The following is a 17726-nucleotide window of genomic DNA, read 5'->3' on the forward strand; positions in this document are numbered from 1 at the left end:
ATGCTCAGCCGCGTCTTCATCGATCGTCCCATCTTCGCCTGGGTCCTTGCCATCATCGTCATGCTGGCAGGCGTCGGCGCGATCATGGGCCTGCCCATCGCGCAATATCCCGACGTCGCCCCGCCCCAGGTGTCGATCCGCGCCACCTTCCCCGGCGCCTCCGCCCAGACGCTGCAGAATTCGGTCACGCAGGTCATCGAACAGCAGCTGACCGGCATTGACGGGCTGCTTTATTTCCAGTCCTCCTCGTCCAGCCGCGGCTCGGTGACGATCACCGCGACCTTCGCCAAGGGCACCGATCCCGACATCGCGCAGGTGCAAGTCCAGAACCAGGTCCAGCAATCGGTCGCGCGCCTGCCGCAACAGGTGCAGCAACAGGGCCTGGTCGTCCGCAAGTCGAACCCCGACTTCCTGTTGATCGCGGGCGTGTATGACGAAACGAACCGGATGACGAACCAGGACGTCTCCGATTATCTCGTCTCCAATCTCCAGGATCCGCTCGGCCGTATCCAGGGCGTGGGCGACACCAATGTCTTCGGCTCGCAATATGCGATGCGCATCTGGCTCAACCCGGAGCGGCTGGCCTCCTATCAGCTGATGCCCTCGGACATCGTCACCGCGATCCAGAACCAGAATACCGAAGTCGCGGCGGGTGAGGTCGGCGGCACCCCGTCGCCCACCACGCAGATGCTGAACGCCACCGTGACCTCCATGTCGCGGCTCCAGACGCCCGAGCAGTTTCGCGAGATCATCGTGAAGACGCTGAACAACGGCGCAACGGTCAAGCTGTCCGATGTGGCGCGGATCGAATTGGGCGCGGAAAGCTATGCCGCGGTCAGCCGGATCAACCAGCATCCGGGCGCGGGCATCGCCGTGCTGATGGCACCGGGCGCCGATGCGCTGAAGACCGCCGAGCTGGTCAAGGCGGAGATCACCCGCGTCGCCAAGACCTTTCCGCCGGGGCTGAAGGTCGCCTATGCCAACGACACCACCGCCTTCATCAAGCTGTCGATCGACGAGGTGGTCAAGACGCTGATCGAGGCGATCATCCTCGTCGTCATCGTCATGTTCGTCTTCCTGCAAAGCTGGCGCGCGACGTTGATCCCGACGATCGCGGTGCCGGTGGTGCTGCTGGGCACCTTCGCCATCTTCTATCTGGCGGGGTTCTCGATCAACACCCTGACCCTGTTCGGGCTGGTGCTGGCGATCGGCCTGCTGGTCGATGACGCGATCGTGGTCGTGGAGAATGTCGAGCGACTGCTCGAAGAAAATCCCGACATGACCCCGCGCGAGGCGACGATCGAGTCGATGAATGAGATCACCGTCGCGCTGATCGCCATCGCGCTCGTCCTGTCGGCGGTGTTCCTGCCGATGGCGTTCTTCGGTGGATCGACCGGCGTCATCTATCGCCAATTCTCGATCACCATCGTCTCGGCGATGATCCTGTCGGTCGCCGTCGCGATCATCCTGTCCCCCGCCCTGACCGCAAGCCTTTTAAAGCAAAAGGCCAAGGAGGGCGAAGAAGGCGCTTGGCTCGACCGCAAGTTCCCGCGCGTGGCGCATGGGCTTCAGCGCGCGAAGGACGGTTTCAACATCCGGTTCGACTGGACGGTCGAGAAATACACCTCCGCGGTACGCACCGTCGTCGATCGCAAATGGCTGTTCCTGCTGATCTATGTCGGCGTCGTCGCGCTGCTGGCGATCCTGTTCCTGCGTCTGCCCACCGGCTTCCTGCCGACCGAGGATCAGGGGTCGGCGATCATCCAGTTCCGTCTGCCCGCCGGCGCGACCCAGGGTCGCACCATGGAGGTCCAGCGCCGGGTCGAGCAATATTTCGCCCAGAATGAGGGCAAGAACGTCAAGGTGCTCTTTACCGTCGCGGGCGGCGGCGGTGGCGGCACCAGCGGCCAGAATACCGGCCAGGGCTTCATCAACTTCGTCGACTGGGCCGACCGCAAGGGCAAGGAAAACAACGCCGACGCGATTACCGGCCGTGCCTCCGCCGCGTTCCGGGGGCTTCGCGACGCGCAGGTCTTCGCGCTGGTCCCGCCCGCCATTCGCGGCCTCGGCCAGTCGGACGGCTTCACCATGGAGTTGCAGAACATCTCCGGCATGCCGCTGGAGAAGTTCGAGGCGATCCGCGACCAGCTGCTCGCCAAGGCCAATGCCGACCCGATGCTTGCCTCAGTCCGCCTGACCGAGCTGCCCGACATCGCCACGCTGCGCGTCGACCTCGACCAGCAGAAACTGGCGGCGCTGGGGCTGACCCAGCAACAGGTGAACTCGACCCTGTCGACCGCCTGGGGCGGGCAATATGTCAACGACTTCATCGATCGCGGCCGCGTGAAGCGCGTCTTCGTCCAGGGTGACGCACCCTATCGCGGCGAACCCGAGGACCTGAAACAATGGTTCGTACGAGGGTCGAGCGGGCAAATGGCCCCCTTCTCCTCCTTCTCGACGATCAACTGGGGCGTGGCGCCGACCACCCTGTCACGGTTCAACGGCATCCCTTCCTACGAATTCCAGGGGTCGGCCGCGCCGGGTTACAGCTCGGGCGACGCGATGCAGCGGATGACCGAACTGGCTTCGCAGATTCCGGGCACCTCGATCGCCTGGGCGGGGCTGTCCTATCAGGAACGGCTGTCGGGCGGTCAGGCGCCGATCCTGTACGGGCTGTCGATCCTGGTCGTCTTCCTGTGCCTCGCCGCGCTGTATGAAAGCTGGTCGATCCCGTTCGCGGTGCTGCTGGTCATCCCGCTCGGCCTGATCGGCGCGGTCGCCTTCGTGACGCTGCGCGGACTGACCAACGACGTCTATCTCCAGATCGGTCTGCTGACGACCATGGGGCTAGCGGCGAAGAACGCGATCCTGATGATCGAATTCGCGGAGCAGGCGGAGAAACAGGGCAAGCGCGTCATCGACGCCGCGCTGGAGGCCGCCAAGATCCGTCTGCGTCCGATCCTGATGACCAGCTTCGCGTTCATCTTCGGCGTGTTGCCGCTCGCCATCTCGACGGGTGCGGGCGCGAACAGCCGCATCGCGATCGGCACTGCCGTGATCGGCGGAATGCTGACCGCGACGGTCCTGGCGATCTTCTACATCCCGCTATTCTTCGTGCTGGTGCGCCGGTCGGTGCGCAACGGTCTGGCGCGGCTGCGCGGCAAGCCGATGAGCGAACATGGTGCGGGCCATAAGCCCGTCGAGCAAAAACCGGGCACGGAGCAGGCCTGATGCGTATCCTGTCCCCCTTCCCCGCCATGCTGCTGGCCGCGAGCGCGCTGTCCGCCTGTTCGATGGCTCCCCGATATGAGCGACCCGCGACACCGGTCCCGCCGTCATGGCCGATCGGCGACGCCTATCTTCGCCAGTCGGAAGCGGCGCTGCCCAGCGTCCGCTATAGCGACGTGTTCCGCGACGCCCGGTTGCAGCGGCTGATCGTCCAGGCGCTGGCCAATAACCGCGACCTGCGCGTGGCGGCGGCGAACATCGCCTCGACCCGCGCGCAATATCGCATCCAGCGCGGCAGCCTGTTTCCCCAGATCGATGCGACAGGCCGCTATAGCTATACCGACCGGGGATCGGGCGGGGCGGGCAGCCAAGCCATCGGCAATGGCAGCACGGGCACGGGGACCGGTACCGGAGGCACCGGAACGGGTACGGGGACAAGCACGGGCGGAACAGGCACGGGCGGTACGGGAACCGGCACCGGTGGCGCCGGTGGCACGATCGTTTCCGGCGCCAATGGCAGCGGCAGCGCCTGGTCGGTCAATCTTGGCACCACCGCCTTCGAACTGGATCTGTTCGGCCGCATCCGCTCGCTGACCGGGGCGGCGCTCGACCGTTATTTCGCGACCGAAGCGGCGGCACGCGCGACCCGGCTGACCCTGGTCGGGGATATTGCCGATGCCTGGCTCAACTATGCGGCGGACCAAAGCCTGCTGACCATCGCGCAGCAGACCGCGGCCAATGCGGAACGCAGCGTCACCCTGACCCGTGCGCGGCTGACCGGCGGGATCGCACCGCGCACCGATCTGCGGCAGGCCGAACAGGTGCTCGCGACCGCGCAGGCCGATCTGGCGCAGCAGAAGACCGCCGTCGCGCAAGACGTGAACGCGCTGCAACTCCTGGTCGGCGCGCCGATCGATGCCGCCCTGCTTCCTCGTTCGATCGAGCAAGCGGCGCCGACGATCGCCACCCTGCCCGCCGGGCTCGACTCGGGCATCCTGTTGCGCCGCCCCGATGTGGTGCAGGCAGAGTATCTGCTGCGCGCCACCAATGGACAGATCGGCGCGGCGCGCGCGGCCTTGTTCCCGCGCATCTCGCTGACCGGATTGGTCGGTTTCGCCAGTACGGCACTGACTTCGCTCTTCTCGGGCGGCAGCTTCAACTATTCGGTCGCACCCGCCGTCAGCTATCCGATCTTCCAGGCCGGAGCGGGCGTCGCGAACGTCCAATATACCGAGGCTCAGCGCGATGCGGCGCTGGCGACCTATGAAAAGGCGATCCAGACCGCTTTTCAGGAGACCGCCGATGCTTTGGCGCGGCAAGGCACGATCGCGGATCAGCTTGGCGCCAATCGCCGCTTCCTATCGGCGGCGGCTGATACCTATCGATTGACCGAGGCGAGCTATCGCGGGGGCATCACACCGTTCCTCAACACGCTGGATGCGCAGCGCTCGCTCTACTCGGCGCAGCGGACGGTGATCGCGACCCAGTTGGTCGAAGCCAGCAACCGCGTGTCGCTCTACCGCGTGCTGGGCGGCGATTCACTCCTGGAAGCGACGCCCGACGGCCCGGTGCCGCTGACGCCCGGCGGATAAAGCGTCCCGCCCCGGCGCGAAGGGCCGGGGCGGGACGAAAGCATCAGCCTTGTTCGGGGCCGCGTGCCGCCCCGATGGCATCCCGACCGAACTGGACGATCAACTCGCCGATCTCGCGCGCCTGCGACATGGACCGGTTTCCCTGTTCGCGCAGAAAGTCGGTCTGAATGCGCATCACGTCCGACAGATCCTTGGCGGAGGCGGCGGCGCGCATGGCGGAAAAAGCCTCGCGCGCATTGGTTTCGGCCTGATCGAGCATCTTGAGCGTCACCACCGAACCGCCCTCGGCCATTTTCTGCCCCGATGCCTTCATCGCCTCGCCAGCGCCCTTCAGGCTGTCGGTGAAGCGCTCCGCGCCCATATCGCCACCGATCGCGCCTGCACCGCCACCATTTCCGAAATCGTCGGCCATTTCATACTCTCCTTGCCCATCGTCCGTTTCAATTGAACCCTTGGGCGCGCCGGGAGTTGCACGGCATCCTGCCGTGACGACGCCGAAGCGGCTGGATTACATCTGCTCGAAGATCGCGCTCAGGCTCGCCAGCCCCTTATCGGTGAGGCGCAATCGGCCCTCCAAGGTCCGAGCGACCCAGTCCCGCGCCATGAGCAGGCGAACCCACCGGGCCCCGACCAATCCGTCGGGCGCAAAGCCCGCCGCCTCCAAAATGGCCGTCTCGCTCTGCGGCACGTCCGCCGCGAATATGGCCAACAGGATTTCCCAGGCGGGATCACCGAACAGATCGCCATCGGCCCGCGCCATCGCGCGAACGCCGCGCCGGTGGCGCAGGATCATCGCGGCGCATTCGCGCGGCGTGGGCTCACGCGGAGGACGGGGCACCGGCACGCCCCCCGCTTCGCCGGAAATTGCCTGGATACGGGCCTGAACCTCGGTCATGATGACGGTGAACTGGGTGAAGCTGGCACGATCGTCCTCCGGCCAATGGAGGAGGCGCAGATCAGACGTCATTGCGCACCCTCCGCCAGTTCGCCCGCCATGGCAGGCTCCAGTCCGGGTCCTGTCCGTGGATCGCCAGCCGCCGTTGATGCCGCATTACGCCCAGCGCGAGCACCAGGATCATCGGATAGGCCAGCTTGCCCCCCGCCGCCGCATACATCCACGGCACCAGATCGGCGTCGAATCCGCGCACGCCATGGATTCCGATCGCCAGCAGATGCAGCGCCGCCAACCAGAGCGGCCAGAATCGGTTGGCCAGCAAGGCGACCGTCATCAACCCGCCCATCAACGACAGGTCGATGACCAGTTCGAACGTCTCGATCGAGCGAAAGCTGGTCGAGGGATCGAAGGGAATGAGCCATGTCGCCACCGAGGCGAAGAACAACATGATCGCGGTCCATCTTTCGGGGCGCCCACCGCGGAGCAGCGCGTAAAGACAGACCGCGCCCTGCAGGATATGAAAAATATAAATATGCGTCACGACGCGCACCGCGAACAGGAAGCGGGGGCGGGCACGTCGCCGAAGCGGTCTTCAGGCCGCAACGCGCAGTGGCGTGGGCGCGACCAGCCCGGTCACTTCGGGCGGCTTGGGACGGGTATCGCCATAATCGTCGGCATCGAATCCGATCGTCTTGCCGACCTTCTCCAGCACCCGGTGGCTCTGCACTGCGGCGCCGCGTGCCTGGCCGATCGCCAGCATCGCCTGGCTCAGCAGTTCGAAGGCGTGCTGCCCCACCACCGCCGACAATTTTGCCTCCGCCCGCGCCTGGGGCAAGGCCACCGCCAGCGCGCCTGCGGTCGCAAAGGCCGCATCGAGATCATTTTCCAGCTTCCACAACAGACGGGTCACCTGGACCGCCGCTTCATGCTCTGCCGTCATCGCTCGCCTTCCCCGTTCGTGATGCCCGCGCGCCGCCAAAACAGGGCGCGGTGGACCATGGTCAACCGGCAAGGTGCGACATCCGACCGATCACGCGGGTCATCACGTCCAATCCGGTCGCCAACATGCCGAAGCCGATGGCGAATGCGATGGCGATCGTGGGAACCCATAACAGCCTTTCGGCCATCGTCATGTCGTTGCGGAGCTGACCTCGCCGCCGGATCGGAAGGGGCAAGCGGGACGATGCGTGGACATGGCCGTCCTGCACCGCCCCACCGACCGTACTCCCATCCGGTGAGATCGGAACTGGCACAGGGTTCGGCTCGGAAAACAGCCCCGAAGAATCGGGTATGATTTTATGCGGGGCCTCTTCTTCAATGATTACATTGACTTGGTCACCCACCTCCGCCTCATATTCGGCCAGGGCCAAGGCCGCCTCACGGCGATTGCGCGCGCCGAGCAGGCGCACCGCCTCCGCCAGATAGCTGTCGACCGTCGATTTTCCCAGGCCCAGTTCGGTGGCGATTTCCTTGGACCCCTTGAGCGCTTTCACGCCACGCAGGCATTCGCGGTGGCGGCGCGTAAGAAGGGCGAAACGTTCGGGGGTCATCTCGTTTTCCGGCCACGCCGGAGGATCCGTCCAGGCATGAATATGCCCTAGCCGGGACTATGGGGCCACGCCAAGCCGTTCCGTCACCGATCCGGCGCGGAAGGAACCATTAAGAAACAAAGTTAATCGTTTACTTCGATTATTGACGCCTATTAGCCGGGTTTACCGGGCAACCTTATACCCTCGATCGAATCGAGCGCGCGAAGCAGGTCGTCGAACGCCGCATCCTCCTCGACCGGGAAGGAACGGCGAAAGCCCGACCCCAGTACGTCGAGGTCTCGCTGAGTCAAAAGACCGACCGCGACGATCGGATCGGGGCGGCGCGGCACTTTTGGCTGGTCGCGCGTCATCGCCGCCACCCGGCCAGGACGGCGGAAAGGGTCTCTCCAATGGCGGCCCCGCGACGGGGCGCGGGCTTGGAAAACAAGGATAATAACAGGCCGCGCATCGTCCGAACTCCATTCATCATGGCTGAACCCGTCATTTGGCGTGCCTGTTCCACGCATTTTCCACGCTTTCGATCGCCGACCGGGACAGCTTGGCCGCGAGAACCCTGTTTCGCGTCGCGACACCCTTCCCCTTGGAGCAAGCCATTGCTAAGGCCGCGCGTGTCAACCGGATCTATCCCCGGCGCGCCTGCCCGCGGCTGAAGCTGCCGTGTCCCCCTGGGCGTGCCCGGCTCGACCAAGAAGGGACGCCCATGACTGCGATAGGCCAGGACAGCCTGAAGACCCGCTCGACGCTCGACGTCGATGGTAAGACCTATGATTATTACAGCCTCGCCAAGGCTTCCGAGCAGCTCGGCGACATCAGCCGCCTGCCCTTCTCGATGAAGGTGCTGCTGGAGAATCTCCTGCGCTTCGAGGACGGCAAGACCGTCACGCGTGAGGATATCCAGGCGATCGTCGACTGGCAGAAGACCCAGCGTTCGGACCGCGAGATCCAGTATCGCCCGGCCCGCGTGCTGATGCAGGACTTCACCGGCGTTCCCTGCGTGGTCGACCTCGCCGCGATGCGCGACGCGATCACCAAGCTGGGCGGCGACGCGGCCAAAATCAATCCGCAGGTTCCCGTCCACCTCGTCATCGACCACTCGGTCATGGTCGACGAGTTCGGCACGCCCAAGGCGTTCGAGGATAACGTCGACCTCGAGTACCAGCGCAACATGGAACGCTACGAGTTCCTGAAGTGGGGCTCGAAGGCGCTCGACAATTTCTCGGTCGTTCCGCCGGGCACCGGCATCTGCCACCAGGTGAACCTGGAATATATCGGCCAGGCCATCTGGTCCTCGACCGAGACCGGTGAACATGCGCAGGGTTCGTCCGCGATCGCGTACCCGGACACGCTGGTCGGCACCGACAGCCACACCACGATGATCAACGGCCTGGGCGTGCTCGGCTGGGGCGTGGGCGGGATCGAGGCGGAAGCCGCGATGCTCGGTCAGCCCGTGTCGATGCTGATCCCCGAAGTCGTCGGCTTCAAGCTGACCGGCAAGCTTCAGGAAGGCATCACCGCCACCGACCTGGTTCTGACCATCACCCAGATGCTGCGCGCCAAGGGCGTGGTCGGCCGCTTCGTCGAGTTCTATGGCCCCGGCCTGTCGTCCATGACGCTCGCCGACCGTGCGACCATCGCCAACATGGCACCGGAATATGGCGCGACCTGCGGCTTCTTCCCGATCGACGACAAGACGCTCGACTATATGCGCCTGACCGCCCGTTCGGACGAGAATGTCGCGCTGGTCGAGGCTTATGCCAAGGCGAACGGCTTCTGGCGTCACGACGATGCCGCCGACCCCGTCTTCACCGACACGCTGGAACTGGACATGTCGACGGTCGTACCGTCGCTGGCGGGTCCGAAGCGTCCGCAGGACAAGGTCGTGCTCACCGAAGTCGACGACGTGTTCAACGCCGACCTCGCCAAGGTGTACAAGAAGGAAGCGCCCGCGCGCGTCTCGGTCGACGATCGTGGCCATGACATTGGCGATGGCGACGTCGTGATCGCCGCGATCACCAGCTGCACCAACACCTCGAACCCGTCGGTGCTGGTCGCCGCCGGTCTGGTCGCGCGCAAGGCGAACGCGCTGGGCCTGAAGCCCAAGCCCTGGGTCAAGACCTCGCTCGCCCCCGGTTCGCAGGTCGTGACCGATTATCTCGACAAGGCGGGCCTGACCGCCGATCTCGACGCGATCGGCTTCAACCTGGTCGGCTATGGCTGCACCACCTGCATCGGCAATTCGGGTCCGCTCGCCGAGCCGATCTCGAAGGCGATCAATGGGAATGACATCGTCGCCGCCTCGGTCCTGTCGGGCAACCGCAACTTCGAAGGCCGCGTGTCGCCCGACGTGCGCGCCAACTTCCTCGCCTCGCCGCCGCTCGTGGTGGCCTATGCGCTGAAGGGCACCGTCACGCAGGACATGCGCGAAACGCCGATCGGCCAGGGCAAGGACGGCCAGGACGTCTATCTGAAGGACATCTGGCCCTCGAACGACGAAGTGCGCAGCCTGATGGATGCGAACATCGACGACGAGATGTTCCGTTCGCGCTACGGCAACGTCTATGCGGGCGACGCCAAGTGGTCGGCGATCGAAGTGACCGGCTCGGACACCTATGCCTGGCCCGCCGCTTCGACCTATGTCGCCAACCCGCCCTATTTCGAGGGCATGGAGATGACGCCGAAGCCCGTCACCGACATCATCGAGGCAAAGCCGCTCGCCATCCTGGGCGACTCGATCACCACCGACCACATCAGCCCGGCCGGTTCGATCAAGGCGGACAGCCCGGCAGGCACGTTCCTGCAGGAGCATCAGGTCGCCAAGAAGGACTTCAACTCCTATGGCGCGCGTCGCGGCAACCATGACGTGATGATGCGCGGCACCTTCGCCAATATCCGCATCAAGAACGAGATGGTGCCGGGCGTCGAAGGCGGCATGACCCAGTATGACGGCGAAGTGATGCCGATCTATGACGCCGCGATGCGTCACAAGGCCGACGGCACGCCGCTCGTCATCGTCGCGGGCAAGGAATATGGCACCGGCTCGTCGCGCGACTGGGCGGCGAAGGGCACCAACCTGCTCGGCGTGCGCGCGGTCATCACCGAGAGCTTCGAGCGCATCCACCGCTCGAACCTGGTCGGCATGGGCGTCCTGCCGCTTCAGTTCGCCGAGGGCGTGACCCGCGAGACGCTGAAGCTGGACGGCACCGAGACCTTCACCATCCAGAACGTCGCAGGCCTGCGCCCGCGTCAGGATGTCGAAGTGATCCTGGCCCGCAAGGACGGCTCGACCGAGACCTTCCTGACCAAGTGCCGCATCGATACCGTCAACGAGCTGGAATATTTCCTGAACGGCGGCATCCTGCAGTACGTGCTGCGCAACCTGGCTGCGTAAGCGGCCTGGTGGGGCGGGCTGATGGCCCGCCTCCCCGCAAGAATGGGCCCGCCCGGAGCGATCCGGACGGGCCTTTTTTTCCACTTGGAATGGGTAGCGGAGGTGAATCGGCGGGGCGTTCCGAGAGGCACGCGCACCCGCCCCTCCGCCATCACCTCAAGGTGGCTCCTGCCCCAATCTTTCGCGCGGGATGGATGGGGTCAGTCGGCGACCTTTTGCGCCTCGACGATCTGCGCATCGCTGCCGAGCGTGTAGAGATAGGCTTTCCGCTGCTCGGACCCGGCTTGCAGGCGCTTCAGCGTTCGTTCCTGATCCTTGGTCAGCGCAAAGCGGGTATAGCCCGATCGAACCAGACACCCATCCACTTCGTCCTGAAGCTGGGCCTGCAAGGCATCGACATGCTGGTCCGGGCGGTACAGACGCCGGAGAAGGACTTGCCGTTCGCTCCGGTCGAACACCGACTCACCCCCCACCGCGGGCATGTTGTTCTCGCGTTCGAGCACCTCGAAACCGCGGACATATTTGCGCGCCTCGTCATCCCCGGTCACATCACGCCGCGCAGCCTTGAGCATGCAGGCGCGGCTGCCGCTCTCGAACAATTCGCGGGTGGTGCCGGGCTTGCCCCAGCTATAGCTTTGGGGCGATTTCGCCATGGCCGCCTGGGTGGACAGCAATGCGACGGCAAGGCTCAGCGGAACGATAGCGCGCGACATGATCTCTCCCACATCCTGCAACGGCGGGTTTCGCCGGTTGGATGCCATCGTGTCCGCGTTCGGGCGCGGTTCTCTATAAGGATGGCGGCCGGATCATAACCCGGCCACACGCCCGACCTCAATGCGATCGTTGCGACTTGCGCAGCGCGGTTTCCCGCTCCAGCCGTTCGAGCATCGCCTCGATCGATTCCTCCGCACGGTCCGGGCGCGGCAGGGCGGCCCCCTTTTCAGCCGGATCCGGCTCGCGCATCGGCGAGATGGGCATGGGATTTTCGAGACCGATCGGCGTAACGGGGCGGACCGGTTCGCGCGGGACCGACAGGATCGCGTCGGGATCATAGGCAGAGAGCGGCTGATCAAGGTCGGCGGGCAGCGTCCGCTCGATCATTTCCTCCTCGACCGGCGGAGGCGGCGCACCAAGCTCGGCAGCATGCAGCGGTCGACGCGGCGGCGCGTCGGGATGCCGGTCCGAACGGCGGACCGAGGGCACATAATCCTCATCCTCGTCATGCTCGGCCGGGGCCTTGCGCGCCAATAGGCCACCGGGACCCCAGAGCAGATAAGCAACCGCCCAGGTCACCGCCCCCGCGCCGAATCCGGCGACAAGCGCCAGCAGCAACCGCGCCTTGGTCCCCAACGGCGGCTGCGCGGCGGCGACGATGTCCGCCAGACCAAGCTGCGCCACCAGCATCTCCAGCCGCCAGTTCGGCGCGACCAGCACCAGAAAGGCGACCATAACGCCGAACGCCCCACCGGCCAGGGCGGGGGCGAAGCGATGGGGAGAGGGCTCGGCGGTAAAGGTCATAGGCTGCTCGTCGACGCCCCGTGTAATAGCCGGTGGTAAACAGGTTCGTAACGGCGAATATTCGACGCCCAGTCGCGCTCTTTCTCCACGAAAGCCCGGCCCGCCGCACGCCGGGCATCCCAAATCGACCGGTCGGCCAGCAAGCCCGCCAGCGCATCGGCCAGGGCGGCCGGATCGTCGGGCGGGAACAGCGTCCCCGTCACGCCGTCGCGGATCAATTCACGATGGCCGCCGACATCCGATGCCGCCACGAGTCGCCCCTGCGCCATCGCTTCCAGCGGCTTCAAGGGGGTGACGAGATCGGTCAGCCGCATTTTCTTGCGCGGATAGGCCAGGACATCGACCAACCCGTAATAGCGCTCGACCTCCTGATGCGGCACCCGCCCGACGAAACGGATCGCGTCCGCCACCGGCGAACGCCCGGCTTGCGCGCGCAACGCCGCCTCCATCGGGCCGCCGCCGACCAGCAGCAGTCGCGCGCGGGGCCGCGCTGCCACAAGCCGGGGCATGGCGGCGATCAGATCGTCCAACCCCTCATAATCATAGAAGCTGCCGATGAAACCGATCACCTCGGCACCCGCCAAATCCCACTCGACCGCCAGCACCTCGTCGCGCGGCGCGGGCTGGCCGAACAGGGTCAGGTCGACGCCATTGGGCGAGACGATGATCTTGTCCGCGCCGATCCCGCGCTCGATCAGGTCACCACGAAGCCCTTCGCAGATCACCGCCACCGCATCGGCGCGCGCACAGGCCCAGCTTTCCAGCGCACGGGTGACACGGTAGCGCGAACTCCCCTCGACGCCGGTGCCGTTGCCGACCGCCGCATCCTCCCAAAAGGCGCGTATCTCATAGACCAGCGGCAAGCCGCGCCGCCGCGCCACCACCCATCCCGCCAGCGCGTCGAGCACGGGGGAATGGGCATGGAGGATATCCGGGCGAAACGCCTTCACCGCCGAGTCGATGGCCCGAACCTGCGCCGCCAGCCCCGCCCCCTCACCGATCACGCTGCGCCGCATCGCGCCGCCGTCTCGAACCGGCGTGCGATAGAAGGTCAGGCCATCGACCGTCTCCAACCCTCCGGTCCCCGCCCCCTGGCGTGGCCCGGTCACGGCGGCGACCGACAGCCCGGCCGCCGCCTGCGCCTTCAGGATCGCGCGGGTGCGAAAGCTGTACCCGCTTTGCAACGGCAGGCCATGATCGAGAATATGCAGGATACGCATGACGATATGCCTGTCATGCCAGCCCTTAACGCCGCGTCAACCGGCGGCTTATAAGCATCGGCGACGCGTAGGGTTTCTAGCCGGGAAGAAGGGCGATGATCGACAGCTTGGCCCTTGTGCTGACCCATAGCCTGATGCTCATCGCCGCATGGCGATTGCTCGGTCGCCGCGATCTGGATCAGGAGGGGGATGCGGGCCCCGCCCCTGGCAAGCGGCGGCGCCCCGATGCGTGACCTGTTCCTGATCGGTTTCCTGTTCGGGCTGTTCGCCATGGGCCTGCGTCGGCCGTTCCTGATGGTGCTGGTCTATGTCTATATCGACATCGTCTCGCCCCAACGGCTGACCTATTACCTGCTGAATGCCGTGCCCATTTCATTGATTGCCGTCGTCGCGGCGCTGGGCGGATGGATATTGACCGACGACAAGCGCGACAGCCGGTTCACCGCGCGACAGGGGGCCATCCTGTTGCTGCTGATCTATTGCGCGATCACCACCTATTTCGGCGCCGATTTCCCAATCGAGGCCGCGGACAAATGGAGCTGGGTGTGGAAGGCGCTGGCCTTTGCGGTGTTCCTGCCGATGACCCTGCGCACCCGTTTGCGGGTCGAGGCCCTGTTGCTGTTCGTGATCCTGTCGCTGTCCTCGATCGTCATCGTCGGGGGGATCAAGACGCTATTTTCCGGGGGCGGTTATGGCGAACTGAACCTGATGGTGAGCAACAATACCGGCTTTTACGAGGGCAGCATCATCTCGGCGGTCGCGGTGGCGACCATCCCGATCATTTTGTGGTTGATGAGGCACGGCACGATCTTCCCGCCCGACTGGCGGGTGCGGCTGTTCGGCGCGGGGCTGATCTTCGCCTGCCTGCTGATCCCCGTCGGCACGTCGGCGCGGACGGGGTTGCTGTGCATCGCGCTGCTCGCGGTGCTGATGCTGCGCGATGTGAAGCGGCGGCTGCTCTATATCGGTGCATTGGCGGCGGCGGGCGTGGCGGTCATGCCGTTGCTTCCCGCCTCCTATACCGAACGGATGAACACCATCCGCACCTATAAAGGGGACGAATCGGCTTCGACCCGGCTGGCGGTGTGGAAATGGACGCTGGACTATGTCGCCTCCAACCCCTTCGGCGGCGGCTTCGAGGCTTATCTTCAGAACAATCTGCGCTACGACCTTACGACGGTCGAAGGGTCGGCGCATGACAGCAAGGTCGAGCAGAAGGTCACCACCGACCATGCCCGCGCCTACCATTCCAGCTATTTCGAGATGCTCGGAGAGCAGGGCTGGCCCGGCCTGTTCCTGTGGCTGGGCATCAACATCGCCGGGCTGTTGCGGATGGAGGCGTTGCGCCGTCGGTATCGCCGGCCGGACGATCCGCTGCTTTGGGGCGGACATCTCGCCGGCGCGCTTCAACATGCGCATCTGATCTATCTGCTGGGCGGGGCGTTCGTCGGAATCGCCTTCAACCCCTTCCTCTATCAGTTGCTGGCGGCACAAATCGGGCTGGACACCTATCTGGCGCGGCGTACCCGCGAGGGGCGGCAGAAGCCGCCGACCGGCCGTCTTCCACCGCGTGGCAAGGCTACCATTTCCGCGCCGTCGGCGTGATCCCGGCCCCTAGGATATTGCCCCGGATCGCCAGCGGCTCGCCAGACCAGTTGCCGACGAAGACCGGTTTGAAGTCCGCACCCGGCGCCAGCCGTGCGCGATTATTCTCGACCACCAGACCCGAGGAGTCGTTCTTCGCCCCCTCCGGCGCGACGGTGATCAGCGTCGAGTGATTGTCCTTGTCGCGGCCGAAGACGAACTCGTTGCCCGCGATCCGCCCTTTCGCGCCGTTGGACAGGTCGATCATATAGTTGGTCGCGTGGCCGTGGCTGTCGTCGAAGCTGCTGTCGAGTATCTCGACATAAGGAGCGCGCGTCTTGACGTAATGGCCGCCCTGCCCCCGCTCGAACCTGCAGGCGGTGACGCGCAGCGACTTGTAGCGCCCCATATAGATGCCATGAGCGCCATTGCCGGTCGGATCATGCCCCAGGCCGGAAAAGGTCGAATGGTCGACCGTCACGGTGCCGTTCGAGTCTTCGGCCGACAGGATGCCCGACTGGCTGTCGAGGAACATCGCGTTGGTGACCGAGAGCGGCCCCCGTTCGATGCGGATACCCGCGCCGTTGCCGTCGGCCACCTCGATATGGCTGAAGACGATCCCATCCACCGAGGCCCCCCGCCCCCGCAGGACCAGGACCGCCTTCCCCTCACAGGCGACGCGGGTGAAGATCACCTTGCCCGGTTCCGCCGCGACATAGGCGATGCGCCCGGCTCCCTGCACCGCACATTCGCGGTAAGTGCCCGGCGCAATGCGAATCGTCCCCTCGCCGTCGCCGATCGCCGCCACCGCCTCCTGCAACGTCGCAAAGCCGCGCCCGCCGACGGTGAACGGCGCGGAGGCCCCTTGTGCCAGCGCGACGCCGGAGGTCAGACCGATCAGCAGCAGCGGGAGCAGGCGCATCGACATATCCTGAAATAACAAGCGGGCGCCGCATCCTGCCACGCCTGGGGCAGCGATGCGACGCCCGGTAGTGTCCCGCGGCGGGATGCCCGGATCCTGCCCATCCCTGATGGGTAGGATCGGGTTTACGCCTCCTCGGTCTCTTCCTCGTCGGCCAGTTCGTCTTCCAACGCGGTCAGGATCGCCTGGTTGAAGGCGGGGATGTCGTCCGGCTTGCGGCTGGTGATCAGATTGCCGTCGACCACGACTTCCTCATCCACCACGTCCGCGCCCGCGTTGGACAGGTCGGTACGGATCGAGGGGAAGCTGGTCAGGCGACGGCCGTCGATCACGTCCGCCTCGGCTAGCAGCCAGGGGCCATGGCAGATGGCGGCCACGATCTTGTCGTCTTCCATGAACTCGGTGACGATCTCGACCGCGCGATCGTTCATCCGCAGCTTGTCGGGGTTGCAGGTGCCGCCGGGGATGACCAGCGCATCATAATCATCGGTATCGACCTCATCGACGGTCAGGTCGGGCGTGGCGGTCTCCGCCTTGTTGATGTCCTGTTCCATACCCTGGATCGGATCGGACTTGAGCGAGGCGAGCGTCACCTTCGCGCCGGCTTCCTCGAGCGCCTGTTTGGGTTTGAACAGCTCGACGGTTTCGAATCCGTCGGCGGCGAGCATCAGGACGCGTGCCTGGGAAAGATCGGCCATGATGGAAAACTCCTGTCTGGGGGAATGCCTTGGGGGATCGGCCCCATCAGAACCCGTGACCGCATCGGCCGTTCCGGAACGAAGCGACCAGCGACGCATTTGCAAAGACGACCCGAGAGAGAGCGATGGCCACCCGATTAGTCTATTGCGATGACAGCAAGCCCGGCATCACCCGGACCAAGGTTCGCGGCAAATGGGCCTATTGGAGCCCGAAGGGCGATCGGATCACCGATCGCGACGAAATCGACCGGCTGAACCGCATCGGCCTGCCCCCCGCCTATCAGGATGCCTGGTTCTGCCCGCGCGCCAATGGCCATATCCAGGCGGTCGGCTGGGACGAGAAAGGCCGCAAGCAATATCGCTACCACCCCGATTTCCGCGAGGCGCAGGAAGCGGCCAAATATGAACGTTGCGCCGCCTTCGGCCATGCCCTCCCCACACTCCGCAAGCGCGTGGAGGCGGATTTAAAGAAGCGCGGGCTGTGCAAGGAGCGCGCGGTTGCCGCCGTCATCCGGCTGCTCGACAACGGCCATATCCGCGTCGGCAACGAAGCCTATGCCGCCACCAACAAGAGTTTCGGCGCGACGACGCTACGCAAGCGCCATGGCCAGGTGAAGGGCACCACGCTGCGGCTGCGCTATCGCGGCAAGTCGGGCAAGATGCGCGACATGACCCTGACCGATCGGTCGCTCGCCAGCTTCGTCAAGCGGTGCCAGGATCTGGACGAACAGCATTTGTTCGCCTGGGTCGATGAAGAGGGCGAGGCCAATCCGGTCACCTCGTCGGATGTGAACGCCTATATCCGCGAGGCGACCGGCTGTGACTTCACTGCCAAGCATTTCCGCACCTGGGCCGCCAGCGTCGCCGCGTTCGAGGCACTGGCGCTGGCCGAAGCGGACCTCAGCCTGAAGGCGATGCTGGAGCCGGTGGTCGAAAAGCTCGGCAATACCCCCGCCATCGCGCGCAAATCCTATGTCCACCCCTCGCTGATCGCGCTGGTGAAGGAGGGGCAGGCTGCGTTCCGCCAGTCGCTCCGCCTGCCACGCGCCCGTGCCGGGCTGTCCCGCGTCGAATGCGGGCTGATCGCGTTTCTCGAAGCCGGAACCCCGGCCAGCAAGGCGGCCTGACCGC

17 protein-coding genes are annotated in these 17726 nt (G+C 65.4%); 6 read left to right on the forward strand and 11 right to left on the reverse strand.

The features are described from left to right. Together NZL82_RS07460 and NZL82_RS07465 are read left to right on the forward strand one after the other, a co-directional pair. Entirely contained in the window at positions 1-3231 is a 3231-nt protein-coding gene (locus NZL82_RS07460; RefSeq protein WP_261269148.1) for an efflux RND transporter permease subunit, read from the forward strand. After that, positions 3231-4820, forward strand: a complete 1590-nt coding sequence (locus tag NZL82_RS07465) for an efflux transporter outer membrane subunit (protein WP_261269149.1) — start codon at positions 3231-3233, stop codon at positions 4818-4820. Before NZL82_RS07460 ends, NZL82_RS07465 begins: the two co-directional genes overlap by 1 nt. A gap of 43 nt (positions 4821-4863) precedes the next feature. Here NZL82_RS07465 and NZL82_RS07470 read toward each other — a convergent pair whose 3' ends face one another. From NZL82_RS07470 to NZL82_RS07495, 6 genes are all read right to left on the reverse strand, one after another. Further along, on the reverse strand, positions 4864-5232 hold the full coding sequence (locus NZL82_RS07470) for a phasin family protein (RefSeq protein ID WP_314732874.1): 369 nt from the start codon (positions 5230-5232) through the stop codon (positions 4864-4866). Between the two features lie 96 nt (positions 5233-5328). Then, positions 5329-5787, reverse strand: a complete 459-nt coding sequence (locus NZL82_RS07475) for a hypothetical protein (protein WP_261269150.1) — start codon at positions 5785-5787, stop codon at positions 5329-5331. After that, complete coding sequence (locus NZL82_RS07480) at positions 5777-6163, reverse strand: hypothetical protein (protein WP_261269151.1); 387 nt, start codon at positions 6161-6163, stop codon at positions 5777-5779. Before NZL82_RS07480 ends, NZL82_RS07475 begins: the two co-directional genes overlap by 11 nt. A 144-nt stretch (positions 6164-6307) precedes the next feature. Then, on the reverse strand, positions 6308-6655 hold the full coding sequence (locus NZL82_RS07485; RefSeq protein ID WP_261269152.1) for a hypothetical protein: 348 nt from the start codon (positions 6653-6655) through the stop codon (positions 6308-6310). Between the two features lie 61 nt (positions 6656-6716). After that, a complete protein-coding gene (locus NZL82_RS07490; RefSeq protein WP_261269153.1) occupies positions 6717-7265 on the reverse strand; it encodes a helix-turn-helix transcriptional regulator in 549 nt (182 codons plus the stop codon). Positions 7266-7417: 152 nt separating this feature from the next. Further along, a complete protein-coding gene (locus NZL82_RS07495) occupies positions 7418-7615 on the reverse strand; it encodes a hypothetical protein (RefSeq protein WP_261269355.1) in 198 nt (65 codons plus the stop codon). Between the two features lie 350 nt (positions 7616-7965). Here NZL82_RS07495 and acnA point away from each other — a divergent pair, with 350 nt between their 5' ends. Then, a complete protein-coding gene (acnA, locus tag NZL82_RS07500; RefSeq protein ID WP_261269154.1) occupies positions 7966-10653 on the forward strand; it encodes an aconitate hydratase AcnA in 2688 nt (895 codons plus the stop codon). A gap of 200 nt (positions 10654-10853) precedes the next feature. On the opposite strand, the gene NZL82_RS07505 is transcribed toward acnA, so the two are convergent. The 3 genes from NZL82_RS07505 to NZL82_RS07515 all read right to left on the reverse strand — a co-directional run bounded on the left by NZL82_RS07505 (position 10854) and on the right by NZL82_RS07515 (position 13391). After that, complete coding sequence (locus NZL82_RS07505) at positions 10854-11366, reverse strand: hypothetical protein (RefSeq protein ID WP_261269155.1); 513 nt, start codon at positions 11364-11366, stop codon at positions 10854-10856. Between the two features lie 118 nt (positions 11367-11484). Beyond that, positions 11485-12171: a hypothetical protein gene (locus tag NZL82_RS07510; RefSeq protein ID WP_261269156.1), complete on the reverse strand. Its 687-nt coding sequence runs from the start codon at positions 12169-12171 to the stop codon at positions 11485-11487. Then, entirely contained in the window at positions 12168-13391 is a 1224-nt protein-coding gene (locus NZL82_RS07515) for a TIGR04063 family PEP-CTERM/XrtA system glycosyltransferase (protein ID WP_261269157.1), read from the reverse strand. Before NZL82_RS07515 ends, NZL82_RS07510 begins: the two co-directional genes overlap by 4 nt. Before the next feature lie 95 nt (positions 13392-13486). Here NZL82_RS07515 and NZL82_RS07520 point away from each other — a divergent pair, with 95 nt between their 5' ends. Further along, a complete protein-coding gene (locus NZL82_RS07520; RefSeq protein WP_261269158.1) occupies positions 13487-13624 on the forward strand; it encodes a hypothetical protein in 138 nt (45 codons plus the stop codon). Beyond that, entirely contained in the window at positions 13617-14996 is a 1380-nt protein-coding gene (locus NZL82_RS07525; protein WP_261269159.1) for a putative O-glycosylation ligase, exosortase A system-associated, read from the forward strand. The genes NZL82_RS07520 and NZL82_RS07525 overlap by 8 nt, the downstream gene beginning before the upstream one ends. Here NZL82_RS07525 and NZL82_RS07530 read toward each other — a convergent pair. Further along, positions 14971-15897: a right-handed parallel beta-helix repeat-containing protein gene (locus NZL82_RS07530; RefSeq protein ID WP_261269160.1), complete on the reverse strand. Its 927-nt coding sequence runs from the start codon at positions 15895-15897 to the stop codon at positions 14971-14973. The genes NZL82_RS07525 and NZL82_RS07530 overlap by 26 nt on opposite strands. A gap of 125 nt (positions 15898-16022) precedes the next feature. Beyond that, positions 16023-16595, reverse strand: coding sequence for a type 1 glutamine amidotransferase domain-containing protein (locus NZL82_RS07535; RefSeq protein WP_314732875.1), 573 nt, complete (start codon positions 16593-16595; stop codon positions 16023-16025). A 125-nt stretch (positions 16596-16720) separates the two neighbouring features. On the opposite strand from NZL82_RS07535, the gene NZL82_RS07540 reads away from it, so the two are divergent. Continuing rightward, the gene (locus tag NZL82_RS07540; protein ID WP_261269161.1) at positions 16721-17722 is read left to right on the forward strand and encodes a DNA topoisomerase IB; all 1002 of its coding nucleotides are present in this window, start codon (positions 16721-16723) and stop codon (positions 17720-17722) included. The last annotated feature ends 4 nt before the right edge of the window (positions 17723-17726 follow it).

Source organism: Sphingomonas sp. LC-1, assembly GCF_025371035.1.
Classification (GTDB): Bacteria; Pseudomonadota; Alphaproteobacteria; order Sphingomonadales; family Sphingomonadaceae; genus Sphingomonas; species Sphingomonas sanguinis_E.

Excerpts from the sequence above, each read along its gene's own strand:
- NZL82_RS07535 (WP_314732875.1), bottom strand. The coding sequence starts at position 16,595 with ATGGCCGATCTTTCCCAGGCACGCGTCCTGATGCTCGCCGCCGACGGA.
- NZL82_RS07475 (WP_261269150.1), bottom strand. The coding sequence starts at position 5,787 with ATGACGTCTGATCTGCGCCTCCTCCATTGGCCGGAGGACGATCGTGCC.
- acnA (WP_261269154.1), top strand. The coding sequence starts at position 7,966 with ATGACTGCGATAGGCCAGGACAGCCTGAAGACCCGCTCGACGCTCGAC.
- NZL82_RS07540 (WP_261269161.1), top strand. The coding sequence starts at position 16,721 with ATGGCCACCCGATTAGTCTATTGCGATGACAGCAAGCCCGGCATCACC.
- NZL82_RS07505 (WP_261269155.1), bottom strand. The coding sequence starts at position 11,366 with ATGTCGCGCGCTATCGTTCCGCTGAGCCTTGCCGTCGCATTGCTGTCC.
- NZL82_RS07480 (WP_261269151.1), bottom strand. The coding sequence starts at position 6,163 with ATGTTGTTCTTCGCCTCGGTGGCGACATGGCTCATTCCCTTCGATCCC.
- NZL82_RS07485 (WP_261269152.1), bottom strand. The coding sequence starts at position 6,655 with ATGACGGCAGAGCATGAAGCGGCGGTCCAGGTGACCCGTCTGTTGTGG.
- NZL82_RS07490 (WP_261269153.1), bottom strand. The coding sequence starts at position 7,265 with ATGACCCCCGAACGTTTCGCCCTTCTTACGCGCCGCCACCGCGAATGC.
- NZL82_RS07515 (WP_261269157.1), bottom strand. The coding sequence starts at position 13,391 with ATGCGTATCCTGCATATTCTCGATCATGGCCTGCCGTTGCAAAGCGGG.
- NZL82_RS07460 (WP_261269148.1), top strand. The coding sequence starts at position 1 with ATGCTCAGCCGCGTCTTCATCGATCGTCCCATCTTCGCCTGGGTCCTT.
- NZL82_RS07465 (WP_261269149.1), top strand. The coding sequence starts at position 3,231 with ATGCGTATCCTGTCCCCCTTCCCCGCCATGCTGCTGGCCGCGAGCGCG.
- NZL82_RS07525 (WP_261269159.1), top strand. The coding sequence starts at position 13,617 with ATGCGTGACCTGTTCCTGATCGGTTTCCTGTTCGGGCTGTTCGCCATG.
- NZL82_RS07510 (WP_261269156.1), bottom strand. The coding sequence starts at position 12,171 with ATGACCTTTACCGCCGAGCCCTCTCCCCATCGCTTCGCCCCCGCCCTG.
- NZL82_RS07520 (WP_261269158.1), top strand. The coding sequence starts at position 13,487 with ATGATCGACAGCTTGGCCCTTGTGCTGACCCATAGCCTGATGCTCATC.
- NZL82_RS07495 (WP_261269355.1), bottom strand. The coding sequence starts at position 7,615 with ATGACGCGCGACCAGCCAAAAGTGCCGCGCCGCCCCGATCCGATCGTC.
- NZL82_RS07470 (WP_314732874.1), bottom strand. The coding sequence starts at position 5,232 with ATGGCCGACGATTTCGGAAATGGTGGCGGTGCAGGCGCGATCGGTGGC.
- NZL82_RS07530 (WP_261269160.1), bottom strand. The coding sequence starts at position 15,897 with ATGCGCCTGCTCCCGCTGCTGCTGATCGGTCTGACCTCCGGCGTCGCG.